General features: G+C 53.7%; 19 protein-coding genes. 2 read left to right on the top strand and 17 right to left on the bottom strand.

Annotated elements, in window-relative coordinates; all coding sequences use genetic code 11:
- Positions 1-24: 24 nt before the first annotated feature.
- The 16 genes from D9N13_RS00215 to waaA all read right to left on the bottom strand — a co-directional run bounded on the left by D9N13_RS00215 (position 25) and on the right by waaA (position 16,814).
- Positions 25-1,209, bottom strand: coding sequence for a GGDEF domain-containing protein (locus D9N13_RS00215; protein ID WP_290584496.1), 1,185 nt, complete (start codon positions 1,207-1,209; stop codon positions 25-27).
- A 44-nt stretch (positions 1,210-1,253) separates the two neighbouring features.
- Positions 1,254-2,405, bottom strand: a complete 1,152-nt coding sequence (locus D9N13_RS00220) for a GGDEF domain-containing protein (RefSeq protein WP_290584497.1) — start codon at positions 2,403-2,405, stop codon at positions 1,254-1,256.
- A 207-nt stretch (positions 2,406-2,612) separates the two neighbouring features.
- Positions 2,613-3,764: a sensor domain-containing diguanylate cyclase gene (locus D9N13_RS00225; RefSeq protein ID WP_290584498.1), complete on the bottom strand. Its 1,152-nt coding sequence runs from the start codon at positions 3,762-3,764 to the stop codon at positions 2,613-2,615.
- Between the two features lie 152 nt (positions 3,765-3,916).
- Positions 3,917-5,395: an alpha/beta hydrolase gene (locus tag D9N13_RS00230; RefSeq protein WP_290584960.1), complete on the bottom strand. Its 1,479-nt coding sequence runs from the start codon at positions 5,393-5,395 to the stop codon at positions 3,917-3,919.
- A gap of 20 nt (positions 5,396-5,415) precedes the next feature.
- Positions 5,416-5,892, bottom strand: coding sequence for a VOC family protein (locus D9N13_RS00235; RefSeq protein WP_290584499.1), 477 nt, complete (start codon positions 5,890-5,892; stop codon positions 5,416-5,418).
- 116 nt (positions 5,893-6,008) lie between these two features.
- Positions 6,009-6,458 carry a hypothetical protein gene (locus tag D9N13_RS00240; protein WP_290584500.1) on the bottom strand — a complete coding sequence of 150 codons (450 nt, stop codon included), beginning with the start codon at positions 6,456-6,458 and terminating at the stop codon, positions 6,009-6,011.
- Positions 6,448-7,224, bottom strand: coding sequence for a hypothetical protein (locus tag D9N13_RS00245; RefSeq protein WP_290584502.1), 777 nt, complete (start codon positions 7,222-7,224; stop codon positions 6,448-6,450). The genes D9N13_RS00240 and D9N13_RS00245 overlap by 11 nt, the downstream gene beginning before the upstream one ends.
- A 180-nt stretch (positions 7,225-7,404) precedes the next feature.
- Positions 7,405-8,160: a queuosine precursor transporter gene (locus D9N13_RS00250; RefSeq protein ID WP_290584504.1), complete on the bottom strand. Its 756-nt coding sequence runs from the start codon at positions 8,158-8,160 to the stop codon at positions 7,405-7,407.
- An 82-nt stretch (positions 8,161-8,242) separates the two neighbouring features.
- Entirely contained in the window at positions 8,243-8,698 is a 456-nt protein-coding gene (locus D9N13_RS00255) for a DUF4149 domain-containing protein (protein ID WP_290584506.1), read from the bottom strand.
- Between the two features lie 91 nt (positions 8,699-8,789).
- Positions 8,790-10,679 (bottom strand): DNA topoisomerase IV subunit B, encoded by a 1,890-nt coding sequence (gene parE / locus D9N13_RS00260; RefSeq protein WP_290584508.1) that lies wholly within the window; start codon positions 10,677-10,679, stop codon positions 8,790-8,792.
- Positions 10,680-10,688: 9 nt separating this feature from the next.
- Entirely contained in the window at positions 10,689-11,279 is a 591-nt protein-coding gene (locus tag D9N13_RS00265; protein ID WP_290584510.1) for a YqiA/YcfP family alpha/beta fold hydrolase, read from the bottom strand.
- Between the two features lie 10 nt (positions 11,280-11,289).
- Positions 11,290-12,096, bottom strand: coding sequence for a 3',5'-cyclic-AMP phosphodiesterase (gene cpdA, locus D9N13_RS00270; RefSeq protein ID WP_290584512.1), 807 nt, complete (start codon positions 12,094-12,096; stop codon positions 11,290-11,292).
- 215 nt (positions 12,097-12,311) lie between these two features.
- Entirely contained in the window at positions 12,312-12,755 is a 444-nt protein-coding gene (locus D9N13_RS00275; RefSeq protein WP_290584514.1) for a DUF1249 domain-containing protein, read from the bottom strand.
- A gap of 7 nt (positions 12,756-12,762) precedes the next feature.
- Positions 12,763-13,386: an NUDIX domain-containing protein gene (locus D9N13_RS00280; protein ID WP_290584516.1), complete on the bottom strand. Its 624-nt coding sequence runs from the start codon at positions 13,384-13,386 to the stop codon at positions 12,763-12,765.
- Between the two features lie 116 nt (positions 13,387-13,502).
- Positions 13,503-15,392 (bottom strand): phosphomethylpyrimidine synthase ThiC, encoded by a 1,890-nt coding sequence (gene thiC / locus D9N13_RS00285; RefSeq protein ID WP_290584518.1) that lies wholly within the window; start codon positions 15,390-15,392, stop codon positions 13,503-13,505.
- Positions 15,393-15,527: 135 nt separating this feature from the next.
- Entirely contained in the window at positions 15,528-16,814 is a 1,287-nt protein-coding gene (waaA, locus tag D9N13_RS00290) for a lipid IV(A) 3-deoxy-D-manno-octulosonic acid transferase (RefSeq protein ID WP_290584520.1), read from the bottom strand.
- A 158-nt stretch (positions 16,815-16,972) separates the two neighbouring features.
- Between waaA and D9N13_RS00295 the strand changes: the two genes are divergently transcribed.
- Both D9N13_RS00295 and D9N13_RS00300 read left to right on the top strand, forming a co-directional pair.
- The gene (locus D9N13_RS00295; RefSeq protein ID WP_290584522.1) at positions 16,973-17,770 is read left to right on the top strand and encodes a glycosyltransferase family 25 protein; all 798 of its coding nucleotides are present in this window, start codon (positions 16,973-16,975) and stop codon (positions 17,768-17,770) included.
- Between the two features lie 158 nt (positions 17,771-17,928).
- Entirely contained in the window at positions 17,929-19,227 is a 1,299-nt protein-coding gene (locus D9N13_RS00300; RefSeq protein ID WP_290584524.1) for an O-antigen ligase family protein, read from the top strand.
- 4 nt (positions 19,228-19,231) lie between these two features.
- Here D9N13_RS00300 and D9N13_RS00305 read toward each other — a convergent pair whose 3' ends face one another.
- Positions 19,232-20,407 (bottom strand): glycosyltransferase, encoded by a 1,176-nt coding sequence (locus tag D9N13_RS00305; RefSeq protein ID WP_290584526.1) that lies wholly within the window; start codon positions 20,405-20,407, stop codon positions 19,232-19,234.
- Positions 20,408-20,437 lie beyond the last annotated feature (30 nt).

Raw genomic sequence — 20,437 nt, forward strand, 5'->3', positions numbered from 1 at the left:
CGCATGCACACCAGAGGGTGCGGATCAAACCACGCCCTCACCATCCAGTACCACCCGATTCTTGCCTGCTTCCTTTGCCTGATACATGGCCCGGTCCGCGCGGCGCAACAGCTCGTCTACATCCATGTGCACATCACCCTCATTGCATACCAGGCCGAAGCTGCCGGTTAACCTGAGGTTCTCACCACTCTCCAAACGCACATTGGTGGATTCCAACTGCTGACGACAGCGCTCGGCCAGTTTTCTGGCCCCATCCAAATCGGTGCCGGGGAGAATAATCAAAAACTCCTCGCCACCATAGCGCCCCACCCGATCATTCTGACGCAAACTCTGCTGCAGGGCATCCGCCGCCGCTATTAAGGCGAAATCCCCAGCCTCGTGGCCTTTATCATCATTGATGGATTTAAAGTTATCCAGATCCACCATCAGCAGTGACAACGCCGGCCCTTTCTTGCGACTGCGTTCCTGTTCCTGCTCCAAATGAACCAAAATACTGCGCCGGTTAAACAGGCCGGTTAACGGGTCGGTAATGCTGAGTAAACGAACTCTTTCCTCGCGATCACGCCAGCGGCGCAACACCAGATAGGAAACCAGCACCAGAAACACCAAATGGGGAAAAGTGAATATGTACATCTGGAAGGTGGTATAGGCTGAAGGTGCCACCAGCAGCTGCGGTCCATCACGGTAGATGGGCGCATAGGCCCACCACTTCCAGGCGGCACCAAAAGAGAGAATCAATTGCACCAACGCGGACAGTACCAGCGCCAACACAATGGCGCTACGGTTGAAAAAGATAAAGCCCACCACCGGTGCACCCACCATCACCGCACCCACTGGTAACGACAAGGTACCCACCTGATAGCTGAAATAGCATAACGACAGGCCGAAATACAAGGCAGCGACATACTCATAGGCCACCAGATCACGAGTGCTGCGTTGCGCCAGATAGGTGGCCACCACCAGGCCCAAAGACGCAAACACAAAGCCATAGAAATAATCCAGCTCCCCGGCCAGGTAGTCCAGATCAATATGGTCTGCTCCATTGCCGGACAGTAACAGGAACTCTGCCCACAACGCGTAATGCAAATAAAGAATTGCAGTAACCGCCCCCAGCAACATGGCTTTGGAGCTGGATTGCCATTCCAGTGGATTGCCGATGCGGCGATTGGCTGCTTTGGTGATTCTTCTTGTAATGTTAATGACTGACATCCGAGCCCCAACTCATTATTCACTCAACAAAAAACCGGATCATATCAGGCAGCAACCACTAATTGATCGCGGCCGGAATCCTTCGCCCGGTACAACGCCAGATCAGCCTGCTTAATCAGGTGCTCCACTGTGACCTCATCGGCTACCGCGACACAACTCATCCCCAAACTCGCGGACAAAGACAAACACTGATTGTTCGGTAATTCCAATACGGTTGCGGCAATAGTGGTACGAATGCGTTCCGCCAACATACGCGCCTGGGTGGCGTCCAAACCGGGCAATACCACCAAAAACTCTTCACCGCCATAGCGCCCCACATGATCATTCTGTCGCACCGCACTGCGCAGTGCCGCAGCCGCAGCAATCAGCGCTCGATCCCCGACATCATGGCCCCAACCGTCATTGATTTTCTTGAAGTGATCCAGATCCACCATAACAACAGACAATGGAAGTTTCAGTGATTCACATTCTGTTTTCTCAATGGATAACAATTCCACAATATGACGACGGTTAATCAGCCCGGTGAGGGAATCTGTGCGACTGAGCGCGACAACCTGTTGCTCCCTGACCCGCCAACGCTGTAACACATAGTATGCCAGCGTGAAAATGAAGAACAGGTGAGGTGACGCCAGAATCGAGTAAGAGATCACCCATATGGCTTCCATCTGACCATCGGCCCGGTACAGGTTCTGCAACAAGGGAGCATAGGGCAACTGCTCCATCAGCGTGGCAGTACTGAGCACCACCACCAGCAACAGGCTGGCAACAAAGGCCGTGGCCACCGCCCACAAATCAAGAAAAATAAACCCCACCACCGGTGTCCCCACCAGCACCACTCCCACCGGCAGCGACATCAATCCGACACAGTAACCGTAATACACATGGGTCAGACCGAAAAAAAGGCAGCCCATGTACTCGATTGCCACGTTATTCCGGTACCGTTGCGGCGTAAAATGCACCAACACCAGTAATGCCGCTGACGTCACCATGAGCAACACAAAATAATAACTGTGTAACGCCGCCTGCTGCTGATCAAACCAGGGCGCCACCAAAGGGTGATACTGGCCAAGCACAATAAACGCGGTGTACAACAGCTGATCGAACAGGTACATCCACAGCAACAGAGCTGTTTTTCTGGATGAACTCCATTCCAGTGGGTTGGCAATGTGGTGTATCAGTTTTTGCTTGATAGTCATTCGCTTCAGCACATTATTAAACCATTCCCGGTAGTCATTGGAACCGGGCTATGTTTACTTTTTAACCTGATTCTATCTGTTATGCAGTTATAAAATGGTGATCTTGTATTGCGATTGGTAAGTTGTGGATTACGAAAAAAACACCAAGAACTTGTGCAAATCCGGAAATATGGTCTACGCAAACGAATTAGGTAAAACGCACCGCCATCAAACCATCACCACCACCTGGTCACGGCCACAGCTCTTGGCTTGGTAAAGTGCCGTATCCGCTTGTTTTATCAGAACATCCACGGAAACCGGATGGGTCGCGCTCACACTGGTCATGCCCAGGCTGGCCGACAGCGACAGATGCTGGCCTCCGGGCAGGTCCATCATCACCTCACCGATGGCAACGCGTATCCGTTCTGCCAGGTTCCGGGCTTGCTCGGCCTCCAGGCCGGGTAATATCACCAGGAATTCTTCACCACCGTAGCGCCCCACATGATCGTGCTGGCGCAGGGTATGCTTCAGCGCTCTGGATGCCAGTACCAGCACAGCATCCCCCACCTGATGGCCCCAGGAATCATTGATCAACTTGAAGTGATCCAGATCCACCATCACCACCGACAGCGGTGCGCGTTCCCGTACACTTCTTTTCTGTTCCTGTTCCAGCAGTTCCAGAATGCAACGCCGGTTCACCAGTCCGGTCAGTGAATCCGTCCTGCTGTGGTAATTGGCTTCCTGTTCCCGCACCCGCCAACGCTGCAACACGTAGTAGGTCAGTGCAAATATGATCAACAAGTGAGGTGAGGCAAATACGCAATAGGCCAACAACCAGAACGGCGACAACTGATGGTTCTGCAGATAGAGCTGTTCTGCCAATGGTGCGTAGGGTAATCGCCCCATGTAGGTTAAATAGCTCAACACACTCACCGCCAACAGCGCACTGACAAAAGCCAGCGCCACCGCCCTGCGGTTGAAGAAGATAAAGCCCACCACCGGTGCCCCCACCAGCACCACGCCCACCGGCAGCGACATGAGGCCCACGCAGTACCCGTAGTAAACATGAGTGACACCAAAATACAATGTTGCCAGGTATTCATAAAACAAGTGGTCACTTTTACGCAGCTGCGCCCAACCGGTGATCACGATCAACCCCAGCGACACCAGCTGCAGCCAGATAAAGCGCTGGGTGTGATCCGCAATGGCCACCCGATTGAAATGCTGCTCAAACTCACCCTGACCGGGCAACCAAAGCAACCATGCCATGTAGATCCCCTGTTGAAAAAAGTAGATCCAGATGAGAAAGGCGGCTTTGCGTGTGGAGGTCCATTCCAGCGGATTGCCAATTCGGGTGTAGAGTCGATTACTGATGTCCATTCCAAGATCTAAACATGGCGTTCATTATTATGATGGTGTACTCATAAACAGCGTGAATGTTTACTTTGTACCCTGAATACTGCGCCCATGCAGTTACGAATTGGTGTGCTTGTTTTACAGATGGTAAACGCCGTAGACTGCGTCTAAACCCATTAGTTTGCGCTGGTTTGACCCAGGATAAAGGCGTGAATCTCGGTTTCCTGATACGCGTAGAAGGGATTGTATCGTAAGCGCATCAACTGATTGATGGGTACCTGCAGGATGCCGCGCTCGCCCCGCAACGTGACATTACCCAGCGATTCCGGTTTGCCGTTCACGTGGGGCACATCGCCGTAGACCCGATCCCAGGGTGCAAACGGCAATGCCACATGGGAGAGCGAGTACAATTCATCAGGCCACTGCAGATCGGTGCGCACCAGCTCCACCGCATCCGTTCCGGCCGGTTTGATCATGCGCACCAACTGATCATTGTCCGCCGGCCCGTTGGACAAAATATCCAGGGTAAAAGGTAAGCTCCGGGACAGTGCTTGCTGCGCCACCTGCCTGGCTTCATCAGTGAACAGGAACGCACTGTTGGCCCGCTGATGCACATCGTACAGCACCAGTCTGTGACGGTGGGACGCCAGCTTCATCATCAGCCCATCAATCAGCGCGCTCACCGAGACGGTGGCATCCACCGCTGAACTGAACACCAGAGTAGGCGGAAAATCCCCCAGCCGCCCCTGGTTCTGCAACTGCTCAAGCCGCACCGCAATATCCTGGGTCAGGTCATAGACCTGTTCTGCCGCATTGAGGGGAAAGGAATTGTATTTATAGGGATCGAACTCCGGCTGCACTGCTTGCCAGGCCAGTTTACCCAGGCCGGGGAGGTAAGACAGGCGCCGTTGCCAGGATGCCAGTACCGCCAGCCTGGATACCCCCATGGCCGGCGAGATCAACACCAGCCCCGCCAACTCCGGCAGAGGTTCACCCGCAAGCTGCGCCAGAGCGTACTCAACCGCCAGCGCACCACCATTGGAATAGCCCACCACAAACAAGGGCACATCCGGCCCCACCTGCTGACGCAGATGCCGCGCCGCCAAACGTACGGCAGCCTTGAAATCCTCGACGCTGACCCGGGTTAAGGCAGCGGGCGCCGTACCATGGCCCGGCAGGCGCAGCAAAACCACATGGGATTGGGAGGCGTGCAGGGTTTGCGCCAGCTGCCGCAGGCTGTAAGGGGAATCCGACAAACCATGCAGCAATAACACCGCAGCCCGGGGGTTGGCGACTGAAAATTCCCGACTGCGATTCCAGTTATGGGTGTAAGCAGTGGGGTCCACCGGACTGCCGCGATGAAAACGATGAACATCCGGCAAGGCAGCGGTATCAACCCGATCATAAACCTGCGCCTGCAGCTCCTGGAACAATTGCTGTTCCAGCGTCTGATACTGCTGCAGAGTGCGGAAAGCCCGATGCTGCTGGTGGTTGTACTCGTGCCTGAACTGAGCCTGGTGCCATACATCCAGATCAGGCATGGAATCCACCACGAACAGCAGCACCGCAACGCCGCCTACGAACAAACCCAGCATCCAATGGACAGCGGCCAGTATAACCTGGCGCCACAGGGCGCTCGACAGCGGCGGTTTCATTTCACGCAATGACCAACCCGTTATTGGGCGGCCAACTTGGCAAAGGCGTCAATGACCTCCTGCGGGGCCTGCACCAGCTCGATCAGTACGCCTTCACCTGCAATGGGAAACTCATCGTTGGCTTTGGGGTGCAGGAACGTGATGTCAAAGCCCGCTGCCCCTTTACGAATACCACCGGGCGCAAACCGCACGCCGTTGGCACTGAGCCATTCCACTGCTTTGGGCAGGTCATCGATCCACAACCCCACGTGATTCAACGGCGTGGTGTGCACGGCGGGCTTCTTCTCCGGATCCACCGGCTGCATCAGATCCACTTCCACCTTGAACGGACCCGCCCCCATGGCACAGATGTCTTCATCAACGTTTTCCCGCTCAGAGACAAAGTTACCGGTGATTTCCAGGCCCAGCCTGTCCACCCACAGTTTCTTGAGCTGCTCTTTGGAAGGGCCACCGATGGCAATCTGCTGGACACCCAGCACTTTGAAAGGACGTTGCATAGTTGAATTCCCACTGACGTTGATGTCTGTAACCAGACCGGATTTGAAAGTGGCCTATTATACGGGCCTGCGCGGGACATGGAAATGACCGGTTGGCCACAGCGGGAGAACAGGATTCAGCTCATCCACCCCAGTTGTTGCACCAGCCCATAAGATTTCAACGCCCCCAACACCACGGTTGCTAACAGAGGGCCACAGAGTACGAGATTACCGATAATTGTTGTCAGCAGGCTCGCCTCTTCGTCCGCCTCTTCGTCCGCCTTTTTATCAGCAACATCCTCATGCAGTGAATCGGCAGAGGGCTCCTCGTCGCTGCTGGGCCAAAACCACATCAACAGAATCGACACCAGCGCCATCGCAGTCAGGCCAACATAGAGTTTCTGCAGCAGCGGAGAATCCAGCTCATAGAAATAGAGGGCTAATAATACGGCGGATGTCAGGAACGCCAGATGAAATCCGATGTAGTCAAGGGCCCACTTCATTCCGATTTCCTTGTACGTGATCCAGTAAGCCAAAGCACCACACAGGTAAAGCAGGCCACCCCACCATTCAATTTCAGTCAGCATCGGCCCGCTCCTCATCGTCAAATTCTTTACTCGCCTGCGTAACATGGTATAAGGGCAAAATCACTACCAGCAGCACGCTCAACCCCACCCAAAGCCACATGCCTTTGAACAACAATACCGTCACTACACCGAACAGAACCCCTTGAACCACCCCCTTCACCAGTGCCCGAAGCACCAATGCAAACCGCATTACGTCCATGGGATTCTGCCCTGACTCGCGGGCGATCTTGCTGAGCTCCAGCAAAGTACCCACCATCTCCTGGGCATCATCTTGCTGTTGCCTGGTTTGCTTGATCAAGGCAGCAATATCGACAGGACGCACCGGCTCCGATTCATTTTCCAAATCATCATCGAACTGGGCCTCAACTACCGTCCGGGTTGCGGGGCATGCTTCAAACAGGGTGTTTTCATCCACCAACTGCCCCTGTAAAAAATAGTGACGGGAACACTCCCCCACCTGATCGTGAAACGTATCCACCACCGCTGCCGTCATACCGCAAGCAAACAGCTGCTGCAGGGCATGAAGGGGCAAGCCGTAATGGGTACTGGTTTCATAATCAATGCGGATATACTCAGGCTGGGCGCTAAGCTCATGGTTAAACCAGTGATCTTGCCAGTCGGTGCGAATATCGACCCCCAGTGCAGCGCTCCATCTGGAGGCTTCTTCATCTTCTTGTTTGTGCAGCTTCAACAACATCAACAGGCACTGCTTGTGCCGCGATTCATCATCAAAAAACAGCAACAGGCTGTGTGCGTCTTGAGACATACAGTAGCAACTTCCCGGCGGTGGTCTGACAGAAAAAAATGCGCAACCGTCTATCATCGGCAACACACTTATAAACCCATCCAAATTCAAGGCTGAGCTTAGGGATGGATTAATGTTAACTCTAGCAACAAGTTACTTTAATGCAAAAAAACAATCGGATCATGCGTCGCTTCTTTGGCCTCAGTCACGGACCGAAAACGGAGTGAAGTTCGTATCCGTATCATAGAAGTCTTCGCCTTCCTGCTTTTTCAACCAACCCACCACCGCATAGGTCACCGGCGTCATAATCACCTCAATGCAGATCTTAAAGGCACAATTGAACAATATGACGAAACCCAGTGTGGTATTTTCCCAGATTCCGTAAAACGCAATGGGATAGAAAATCAAACTGTCGATACCCTGCCCGCAGAGGGTAGAGCCGATGGTACGGGTCCACAGATATTTGCCATGGGTGAGCAGTTTCATCTTTGCCATCACATAGGCATTGACAAAATCGCCCACCCAAAACGCGATGATGGAAGCTACCACAATACGCCAGGTATTACCGAATACGGTTTCGAGCGAGGACTGCAAGGCAACATTAAAAGGCTCAGTGCCGGACACCGGCAAGCGTATGATGATGGCACTCATGATGGAGACAAACAGGATGGCGAAAAAACCCGCCCAGATCACTTTGCGGGCCCGCGCATAGCCATACACTTCCGTCAGCACATCACCAAAGATGTAACTAATGGGAAAAAAGATATTGCCCGCACCGAATACCAAAACGCCCCCGATCAGGGGCAGCCAGCTGAAATCAATCTCGCTGACTTTGGCCGGACCAATCAGATTGGAACAGATCAATACCGTGACGAAGCCCGCCATCAGGTAATCGTAGTAACGATAATGACGATGGCGATTATGAGATGACGCTGGTGATGAGGGTGGTTGCTGCACTGTGATCCCCGGGTAGGCAACGGACGGACAGGTAAAATCTACCGAATCTTGCCCGGCAAAGCACTCCCTAATTACACATCACCTATAAAAACCGCCCTGCCGCCGCCACGGCCACCACCAACAGCCCCAATGACAAATTCACCGCCACCAGCTTACGAATGCTGTTCAACTGCTTACCGGCCTCCGGCCAGTTTTCCGCATCCACTGCCCTGCACAAGCGGCCATAGGGGGCAAAGTACAGGTGCCCATAGATCGCCATCATGATCACACCCAGCAGCAACATCACATGGATGTGCGGGCGCGTGTTCCCCATACCACCATACACGGCAAAGATCATCCACAACCCGGTACCAAGCAGCAGCACAACGGCAATGGTTACCCAGACAAAGAACCGGGCAAACACCTGGCGCCACAGGGTTAAACGCAGTGGTGGTTCCAATAGTTCGGCCGCCACCGGCCGCAGCGCCATATACGCAAAGAACATACCCCCGACCCAGATCACTGCACTGAGTAAATGCAGAGTGATTGCAAACGCCATACCCCCTCCTTGAAATGCTGAAACGCCTCGACAAGTCGAGCTTGCCGGGGCTTTTTTTGATTAATGGTGAACGATTCAGCTCACAACACCGTCACACCACCGCCAGATTTCCTTTCGTCTCCAGCCATTCCTTGCGGTCCCCGGCCCGTTTCTTGGCCAGCAACAAATCCATGGCTTCGTTGGTGTCATCCCCCTGCTCCACAATGAGCTGCACCAAACGGCGGGTGTCCGGGGTCATGGTGGTTTCCCGCAATTGCAAGGGGTTCATTTCGCCCAAACCCTTAAAGCGGGTAACCTGGATATTGCCGCGTTTTTTCTCGGCTTTGATGCGATCCAGTACGCCCTGCTTTTCGTCTTCATCCAGGGCATAGTACATGTCTTTCGCCACATCGATGCGGTACAGGGGCGGCATGGCCACATACACGTGACCGGCCAGCACCAGCGGTCGAAAATGCCGTACAAACAGGGCGCATAGCAGGGTGGCGATGTGCAGGCCATCGGAATCAGCGTCCGCCAGTATACAGATTTTGCTATAGCGCAGATTACTGAGGTCATCCGAGCCCGGCTCCAGGCCGATGGCCACGGAAATATCATGCACCTCCTGGGATGCCAGTATCTCGGTGGAATCCACTTCCCAGGTGTTGAGGATTTTACCGCGCAGGGGCATTACCGCCTGAAATTCCCGATCCCGGGCCTGCTTGGCAGAGCCACCGGCAGAATCCCCTTCCACCAGAAACAATTCCGAGCGCTCGGAATCCTGACTGGAACAATCCGCCAGCTTACCGGGCAAAGCCGGGCCGGCGGTGACTTTTTTGCGTATCACTTTCTTGCTGGCGCGCATGCGCTTCTGCGCGTTACTCACCGCCAGATCCGCCAGCGCATCCCCTTCCGCAGTATGCTGATGCAACCACAGACTGAACGCGTCTTTCACTACACCGGACACAAACGCCGCCGTCTGGCGTGATGACAATTTCTCTTTGGTCTGCCCGGCAAACTGGGGATCCTGCATTTTTACCGACAACACATAGGTGCATTTATCCCACACGTCATCCGCCGTGAGCTTTACACCCCGCGGCAACAGGTTGCGATTCTCACAATACTCACGCATGGCTTCCAGCAGGCCGGTGCGCAGGCCGTTCACATGGGTACCACCCTGGGCGGTGGGGATCAGGTTTACATAACTTTCCGTGATCAGCTCGCCGCCTTCAGGCAGCCATTGCACGGCCCAGTCCACCGCTTCGGTGTCCGCACTCATGGCACCGATGAAGGGTTCTTCCGGCAACAAGTTCCAGCCACGGTTGGCGCTCAACAGATAATCCTTGAGGCCATCCTCGTAACACCATTCCTGTACTTCACCACTGTTCTGGTCGGTGAACTTAACGTGCAGACCCGGGCACAGCACCGCCTTTGCCCGCAACAGGTGAGACAGCCGCGCCACGGAATACTTGGGGGAATCAAAATATTTCGGATCCGCCATAAAACGCAGTGAGGTGCCGGTGTTGCGCTTGCCGCAGGTGTCGATGATGTCCAGCTCAGTGGCTTTGTCACCGTTCTTGAATCCCATGCGGTAAACATTACCATCCCGCCGGATGGTAATCTCCAGCATGGTGGAGAGGGCGTTCACCACGGACACCCCCACACCGTGCAAACCACCGGAGAACTGATAGTTCTTGTTGGAGAACTTGCCACCGGAGTGCAGGGTGGACAGAATCACTTCCACACCGGGCACACCCTTTTCGGGATGAATGTCCACCGGCATACCGCGGCCGTCATCCGTCACCTCAAGCGAACCATCCTTGTACAGGGTAACCTCGATCTTGCTGGCATGACCGGCCAGGGCTTCGTCCACACTGTTATCGATGACTTCCTGAGCCAGATGATTAGGGCGGGTGGTATCCGTGTACATGCCGGGGCGTTTGCGCACCGGGTCCAGTCCACTCAGTACTTCAATGGATTCCGAGGTGTAATTATTGTCTGCCATAGAATTGGGTTATTCCGGTTGTGTCAGGTTGAAAAACGAATAGAGGGTGGGTAAATGGCGTTCAAAGCCGTCAAAACCGTGGGAGCCACCTTCTTCCACGATCTGTTTGCTGTGGGCGAATTTCGCCACGCCCTGCCGGTAATCCAGCACCTCATCGGCGGTCTGGGTGAGCAATAGGTAACGCTCGGGCTGGCTGACCTGGGGAATATCCAGCTGCCGTAGCTCCTGAATGTGTTGCTCGGTGAACTCGTAACGCTCACCAGTATACACATTCTCGTTCACTCCGAGATAATCCCGCAGCAATTCAAACGGGCGAATGGCCGGGTTCACCAGCACCAGCGGCAGAGCATAACGCTCCGCCAGCCAGGTGCCGTAAAAACCTCCCATGGAACTGCCCACCAAGCCCACGGGTTCCGGAAGACACTGTTCCACTTCGGCCTTGAGGATGGCAATGGATTGGCCGGGATCATAGGGTAAAGCGGGCACATGCAACTGAACCCGGGGATCGTCCGCCACCGCGTCACCCAGAATGCGGGCCTTGGCCGATTGGGGGGAGCTGTTGAAACCATGGATATAAAAAAGATGAAAGCGTTCTGCCATGGGGCTCAGACTAATAGCCTTTGACGCTGTAATCCACCACAAAATCCACACCGGTCACCCGGGAGACTCCGGTGCCGATGGTGCCATCTGCGTGCAGGTCCAGCCAGCGGTAGCCCGGGCTGGTCTTGTCCACCGCAAAATCCTTGCTATTGGGCAGAAACTGTACACAGGTGGACGGTACCGACATCAACTGTACACCGTTACGCCGGGTTTCAAACACCTGGTGAACATGGCCCCAGATGATGGCTTGCACATTGGTGAACTGGTCCACCACTTTGAAGAATTCAGCGGCATTACCAACGATTTGCTGATCCAGCCAGGCGCTGCCCACCGGCACCGGCTGGTGATGCAATGCAATCAAGACGTGTTTGCCGGTGGATGCCTGCAGTGCCTGCTGCAAAAACTGCAACTCGGATGCGGCAAAGTTACCCGGCACTTTGCCGCGAATGGTGGAATCCAGCATGATGATCTGCCAATTACCGGCATCAATAACACAGGGGCTCATGCGCTGGGCGGCCTGATGATTGGCCATAATGTCAGTGAGATCGTGATTACCGGGCAGCCAGTACACCGGGCAGCTGAACGCCTCCATCCATTGGTGGAAGCGGGCATAGGATTCGCTACTGCCATCCTGGGACAGATCCCCGGTGGCCAACACCAGATCAATAGCATGCTGCTGATCCTGAATCAGGTCCATGACCAGCGCCAGACTCTGCTCTGTGTTCAGGCCCAGCAACTTGCCCTCTGTGCTCTTGAACAGATGACAGTCTGAGAGTTGAACGATACGAATTGATGGTTGGGTAGTGTCTCTAACCAAAGGTCAATCCATTCTATTTGTCATTAGATAGCTATAAACTACCAGCCTATAAACCGCCAGCCCCCGCACACACCTCAACCAGTAAAGTGTATAAAGCAGGCGGCATTCTGATCAGTATAACGGGTTTTCACACGACCGGCAGGTTCCATTGCAACAAAATCGATCTCAACTCTCTGTGAATTTTCACATTTTTCGACTCTGTGCAGCCCATCACATTACACCCTGACCAGCGCCCGTCCGGACCTGAGACAAAACTCAAGCCACTCCCCCAGGAACGCATTGAGCTGAGCTTTTTCATCTGGCTGGAACATTTTTTCGTTGGGATAGTGATAATTTTGCCGGATATAGCGGTTGCGCTGAAAGGACAGTACCTCAGCCATCTGGGCATCATGGTATAGCCGGACGGTTAACGTGGGTTTGGGTACCCAATCTTCCAGCAACGATTCCTGTACCACCGCCACGGTGGTGGTGTACTTGCTGCGCTCCACCACATGAATACTGACCTGCCTGAGCTGTTCTGAATCCGCATCCACCCCAAAGCACCACTCCTCCTGCTCATCGATTTCAGGCAGCAGGCGCATAAGACGATGGTAATTGATTTCGCAATCACTCATCAGCTTGCTGAGATTGGGTGTGTAGTTCTTTTTTTTGGGATTCATCAAGTGATTACTGCCACTTTTCCTGTAAACGTTGATAGTTCATTTGCAGCCACTGCAGAGCAATGATCGTGGCCGCGTTGTGAATGTAGTTCTCCTGCAGAATATGCCAGGCCTCCTCCCGAGGAAACACCTGCACCCAGATGTCCTCGCCTTCTTCCGCCAGGCCATGCACACCACCAATACCGGTGGAATCCACCCCACCGCAATAAAGGTGAAGCTTTTCGTTGGAGCCTCCGGGGCTGGGGTAGTATTCAAAGATATACTCCAGATCCAGCACATCACTGCCGGATTCCTCTATGGCCTCGCGATGCACCACGTCTTCCGGGGTTTCACCGGGCTCCACAATACCGGCCACCAACTCCAGCTGCCAGGGGCCCTCATTGGCTTCCAGGGCGCCAACACGAAATTGCTCCAGCAACACCACCGCATCTTTGTAGGGGTCGTACAGCAACACCCCTACCGATGGGCCACGATCAAAGCACTCCCGGGTAAGCTCGCGGCTCCAGCCCCCTTCGATCAGCCGATGGCGCAACCGATAGCGCTGCATCTTAAAGAAGCCGTCGTACACCAGCCGTTTTTCCGCCACTTCCACATCGTCGTGGCCAAAACAGGGTCCTTCGTTTCGATCCATGAATACACCTGATACCTGATTTCGAACTGCACTAAAGCATTACCCTAAGGCTAGTCAGTATAGCCCACGAGAACAACGCTCAGGCGCTCACTATTTTTACCACCTGTGGATTGACATCAGATTTTCTTATAGATTTCAGCACCTTGAGCTTTGAACTCACGGGATTTCTCGAGCATACCCTGCTCTGCTTCTCGGGCCTCGGCGGCCTTTTCCGCTTCCTGGCTGGCCGCGTAATCCCGCACATCCTGGGTAATCTTCATGGAACAGAACTTGGGGCCGCACATGGAGCAGAAGTGCGCCACTTTATGGGCTTCCTTGGGCAGGGTTTCATCGTGATAGGCTTTGGCGGTGTCCGGATCCAGCGCCAGGGCAAACTGATCCTCCCAACGAAACTCAAAGCGGGCCTTGGACATGGCGTTATCCCGAATCTGAGCACCGGGGTGGCCCTTGGCCAGATCGGCCGCATGGGCGGCGATCTTGTAGGTAATCAGACCTTCCTTCACATCCTCCTTGTTGGGCAGGCCGAGGTGCTCTTTCGGTGTGACATAACACAGCATGGCCGTGCCGTACCAGCCGATCATGGCCGCTCCGATGCCGGAGGTGATGTGATCATAACCGGGGGCAATGTCCGTGGTCAGCGGCCCCAGCGTATAGAAAGGCGCCTCGCTGCAATGCTTGAGCTGTTCTTCCATGTTTTCTTTGATCATGTGCATGGGCACGTGACCGGGGCCCTCAATCATGACCTGTGCACCGTGTTCCCAGGCTTTATGGGTCAGTTCACCCAGGGTACGCAGTTCACTGAACTGGGCCTCGTCATTGGCATCCTGGATGGAACCCGGGCGCAAGCCGTCACCCAGGGAAAAGGTGACGTCGTAGGCGGTCATGATTTCGCAGATTTCATCAAAATGGGTGTAGAGAAAGCTTTCCTGATGATGGGCCAAACACCATTTCGCCATGATGGAACCGCCCCGGGACACAATGCCAGTGAGACGGTTGGCGGTCAGTGGAACGTAACGCAATAAAACGCCGGCATGTATGGTGAAGTAATCCACACCCTGCTCTGCCTGTTCAATCAAGGTATCGCGGAACAGCTCCCAGGTGAGTTCTTCGGGTACACCATCCACCTTTTCCAGGGCCTGATAAATGGGCACCGTGCCGATGGGCACCGGCGAATTACGCACGATCCACTCACGGGTTTCGTGAATATTTTTGCCGGTAGACAAATCCATCACGGTGTCGGCACCCCAACGGGTGGCCCAAGTCATCTTGGCCACTTCTTCTTCAATGGAGGAACTCAGCGCCGAATTACCGATATTGGCGTTAACCTTCACCAGGAAATTGCGCCCCAGGATGGCGGGTTCCAGCTCAGGGTGATTGATGTTAGCCGGTATCACCGCCCGCCCCATAGCCACTTCCTGGCGTACAAATTCCGGGGTGATTTCATCGGGAATACTGGCACCAAAAGGTTGCCCGGGGTGCTGGCTCTGCAACACACCGCTTTGGCGGGCATCCTGCAGTTTCATGTTCTCGCGAATGGCAACAAATTCCATCTCATCAGTAATGATGCCCTGACGGGCATAATACATCTGACTGACATTGGCCCCGGATTTGGCCCGAATCGGTTTGCGGATGTGGTCAAAGCGCAGATTCGCCAGCATGGGATCATTCTTGCGTCGTTGTCCATAGGCCGAGGTGAGGTCGGTGAGCTGTTCAGTATCTGCTCGGCGTTGCAGCCAGCCCTGGCGAATGGGCGGCAAGCCGGTGCGCACATCAATGGTCGCCTGCGGGTCGGTGTAGGCACCGGAGGTATCATAAACAAACACCGGTGGATTCTTTTCCCCGCCCAAATCCGTGGGTGTGTCACTGAGCGAGATTTCACGCATGGGCACCCGCACGTCCGGCTGACTGCCCTGCACATACACTTTTCGGGAATTGGGAAAAGGCTGAATGGATGCCTCATCGACCTTGGCATTTTGGCTGAGGAAATCGTCTGAATAAGCGCTCATGGTGGTCTCTATCGTTGCAAGTGGAGTAAAAACCGCTGTATTTATCCGGGTTTCTCCAAAAAATGGACGGGAATCTTTCCCGTTAAAGCTGAACAGCAACTATAACCAGTGTGCCAGATGGCAGCAACCGAACCCTCAGACTATCTGTTGGCAAATCAGACCAAACAAACGGTCCATGGCGCCCCGGTTTTCGTCAACCACACACTTACCCCGCTTGGCCAGGGCGTAGCGGGCTTCTTCATTCTTGAACAGGGATTCCACCGCCTGACCCAGCCCCAGCGGAGTGGTCACTGTCTTCAAAACATCCAATTCCCCCAACATCTGCGCCACCACCTGAAAATTGAAGACGTGAGGCCCGGTTAACGCCGGTGTCCCCATGGCCAGGGATTCCAGCATGTTGTGACCGCCCACCGGCACCAGGCTACCACCGATAAAGGCCACATCGGATGCCCCCAGCAGGGTCAACAGATCACCCATGGTATCCCCCAGCACCACTTCCGTTTCCGGGGTCACCGGCTCCTGCTGGCTGATGCGGCTCAGGTTCAGACCACGGGCCTCCACCAGCTTCGCCACATCCTCAAACCGCTCCGGGTGACGGGGCACCAGCACCAACAGCGATTCCGGCACTTCACTGCGCAAATACAGATAGGCTTCCAATACCTGCTCATCCTCACCCTGGTGTGTACTGGCCGCAATGAACACCTTGCGCAAACCACCCCAGGATTCCCGCAAAGCCCGCGCCGCGGCCAGGGTGTCCGGCTTGATGTCCATGTCGAACTTTATGGTACCGGTTACCTGCAGGTGACGCGGTGGCAACCCCAGCTCCACGAAACGCTCGCCATCGGCATCCGACTGCGCAGCAATCAGGGCCACTTCCCGCATCATGGGGCGGAACAAAGGCAGAATCTTGCGATAGCCCTCGGCCGATTTTTCTGACAGGCGGGCATTGGCCACGATGATGGGAACACCCCGCCGCTGGGTAAAGTGGATCATGTTGGGCCACAGCTCGGTTTCCATGATCACCAGCAGCTTGGGGTTGAAGCGTTTCAGGAAACGATTAAGGGCATCCGGCAGGTCGTACGGCAGGTAGACATGATGAATTCTGCCGCTGGCAAGCAGCTCCGAATAGGCCTGTTGCACCCGCTCCGAGCCCGTTGGTGTCATGGTGGTGATCAGAATCGGGGCATTCGGATAGCTCTGGGCAATTCGATCAATCAGGGGTTTTGCCGCCAGGAATTCGCCCACCGATACAGTGTGGAACCATAATGCACCCTGCAGCGGCTTGCCGGGAGGATAGAGGCCGAAGCGCTCGGCAACGCGCTCCCGGTAAGCAGGGTTCTTCTTCACTCTTTTGCGCAAACGCAGCAGCAGAATTGGAACAGCAAGGTAAAATGCCAGAGTGTATAGCCAGCGGGTAAGCATTTTCGATCCAGATTATGATGGTACCTGGCAGTATAATGGTTGCCCGGAGGAGGCCCAAGTGATTGCCTCAATAATTTTTTACCACCGCTTGCGTGACACCAAATAACTATCGATACTGCCAACCCATTAACATAAATATTTCCAATATTGTTTACATCATGCCACTTAAAGCCTGGATCATCGCGCTCAATCCTGATAACCCCATCGCCTTGGCGCTGCAGAAAACCTTGCTCGCAGAGGGTTTCGATGCCGAAATTTCGCGCGCGATTGACGGTCGTCACGCCATGCCCCCGCTACAGCCCGGCGAAAAATTATCGCAGAAGCTGGCGCTAGTGCACCGTCGCGCCAAATTGACCTCCTCCGAGGTAGGCTGCTATCTGTCTCATTACCGTTTGATCAAGCAGGCTTATGAAAACGGCCTATCCCACGTGGCGCTGTTTGAAGACGACGTAGTTGCTGAACCAGGCCTGGGGGACGCCATGCGGCGCATTCTGGAACTGGATGACACCGCACATCTGGTGCGCCTGATGGCCTTGAAGATCCGCAAGCGCAAGGTAGTGCAGGCGCTGAATGATCAATTCAATCTGGTACGCCCCATTCGAGGCTCCCTGGGCACTCAGGGCTACATTGTGAACCGTGAAGGCATGCGCAGGATCGTGAAATCCGGCGCCCGTATCTTTATGCCCATCGACAGTTTTTATGACAGCTTTTTTGTGTTCGACTTCAATTGTTACGGCATTGAACCCCACGCCATTTACGAGTTGGGCGGGCCATCGAACATTACCAAAACCAAAGGAGGCATTGATAAGAGGCTTTCGGTTACGGTGGGCTGGCGCTTGTATAAGTTGTTTCGGAGTGTGATGCGGCGCTGGTACAATCTGCGACATCGCAGTGAACTGACACCGGCCACTAAACCCACGTCAACTCCCGGCCGTAGCGAACGCCTGAGACACTGATGCTACCTGCCTAACCGGCACAATCTGAATGTCCGCATACAGTATCCAGACAACCAGGGTTATTGATATAATCCGCACACATTGGTCTGAAAACGCCTGCACTGCGGTTCCGATCAAGCTGGTATTCATCATCACTATTTTAAGCAGACAGCATACGCATGAGCGCTTTGACCGGGACTGAAATCAAAAAACACCTTAACCTGTTTTCTCTGTACTTGATGTACTGCAGTACCTTTCTCTACTTTAACAATCCCACTCTGGGCCAACCCGCCTTCAAGCTGTTTCTGATCACCAGCATCATCAGCATACTGTGGCATCTGCCACAAATCTGGCGCAGCCCGGCTTTCTTCCTATTCGGTGCCGCGATATTGATACAGATAGCCTCCTGGATGGTTTGCAAGAACAATTTTCCCCAATACGCGGAGTCGGACCCGGACTTTAAACGGCTGGGTTATCTGTTTTTGTTTATTCCCATTGCCTGGATACTGCAAGCCAACAATCGCGCTCCCTGGATGCTCTTGTTTGTGTTTTTTGTTGGCCTCTGCATCATGCCTTTTACCCGTGGCGAGGGGCTATCTGAGTTTATCGAAGCCAAACGATCAGGGTTTGGACTACGCAACGCACAGCATCCGGCGTTGATGTTTGCGACCTTATTTGTCGCTTTGGTGGTGTTTAGAAAACGGGCTTTAGATGCTTATGCTTCATCGAGAGCAAAAGTCATAATAGCACTTGCAACAGCCATGCTTTACTGCATTAGTATCGTAGCCATTACTTATACAAGGGGAGTTTTTTTAGGTCTACTTGCTGGCATTTTGCTCGCTGGAGCAGGGCTGCTTATGAAAAACAAAAAACCCAGAAAGCGTGAAGTACTTCTGACAGTTGCTCTCTCTATTATTATGATTGTGTCGCTGAGCATTATTTCTAACCCACTAACAAAATGGTTACGTGAAGTTGATACGGTGAAATCGCTGGCCTCAGGTGATATCGCAGATATTCCTTACAAATCAAGTTCAGGGGTTCGCATACACACTTGGATTGAAGGCTGGCACTGGTTTACCCAAAGCCCATTGGTAGGATGGGGCGAAAATGGTAAAAGTCTAGCCATCCAGGAATCTTCCACACTTCCTGGTTCCATTAGGAATAAGTTCGGACACTTGCATAATAGCTATATTGAAACCCTGGTCAACAATGGGATTCTCGGCTTATTTATAATCGCCGCCTTACTAGGCTGGCTTGCGATGAAGATTAGAAAGGGTTGCCTCGAACTTGGAATTAGAGATGTTCAGGTCTTTACGATTATCGCCGGCACACTCTGGCTGGTTGCCAATATATTTGAATCCTTTATGTTTTATAAAACCGGCGTCCTGCTTTTTGGTATTTGCAGTGCGGCGTTACTGAACGCAAGCGGTTATCGATTCGGCGCCACATCGGTTAAAGCAAACCAAGGCCCTTCATAAAACATCACCTGCCACAGCGGCGACTGATCTCCTCATAGACGGAGTGGCAGGACTCCAACTGCCTTTCCTGCGAGTATTGCGCGGCCCGCGAATGCGAGTAGGGACGCATACGGGCTTTCAAGTCTCCGGCACGATAAATCGCAGCCAGCTCACCGAATATCGCGTCCGCCGATTGCTGGGCAACTATTCGGGCAAACTCATTACTTTCCCCAACAACATAGGGTAAACCGCCTTGATCTGTTACCACCACAGGAACACCCAGCGCAACCGCTTCCAATGCGGCAATGCCAAAGGTTTCCACCTGCCCTGTGCTCTCATCCTTGATGGACGGTTGTACATACGCGTCCTGACTGCCCACAATTTGAGGAATGTGGGCGTGGGGAACCGCCCCCAGAAATCGAACCTTTTGCTCCAATCCCAACCGCTGCACTTGCTCCTTCACCTGCTGCTCTGTTTCACCCTCGCCAATCAACGTAAGTTCCGCATCGTCATTAACTTCGTTAACAAACCGGGCAAAGCCCTCGATCAGAAAGCGGTGACCTTTCCAGGGCACGAAACGGGCATTGCACGCCACTCTGAAGCCAGCACTGCCAGGTGGAGCGGAGGCTGTAGCGGCAGGGGCCAAAAACAGCGGGTTTAGTGCGTTTGGAATGATAAAGATTTTTTCTTTCTTCACCCCCAATGCCAACAATGAGTGCATCAAAAACGGGGTAGTGGCAGCAAAGAACAGGTTGGGTTTGCTTGCCATCAATTCAAACTTCGCCAGATGATTGCCGTGACACATTTTTTTGCTTATGTCCGTACCATGCACGGACACCAACATGGGGCGTTTCAACACAGACGCCTGATCAAAGCGCTCGAAGCATTCCCACAAACACCAGGCAAAATGACAGTGAATAAGATCTACGTTCTCTTTTTCGATATATCGGGAGAATGCAAGCGCACGCCAGCTTCGGTTGCGCAACTTCAGCCATAGCCGTTCCAATCGAAGAATGGATTCCTCTTCTACCAATTTGCAGGAGTGTACGTTATCAAGTGGCCTTTCTTGCTCCAGCATCCTGTTACGATAGTACAAGACCTTAAGGGACAAGGTTTCACTCTGCGACAGGTTGCAGATCAGATCGTATATGAATGTCTGAGACAACGGTGAAAAGTCTCGCACCACATGAAGAATATTCAAACCCGATTAACCTGAACCGTTACTTTGTTT

This window comes from Ketobacter sp. GenoA1 (assembly GCF_003671475.1).
Taxonomy (GTDB): domain Bacteria; phylum Pseudomonadota; class Gammaproteobacteria; order Pseudomonadales; family Ketobacteraceae; genus Ketobacter.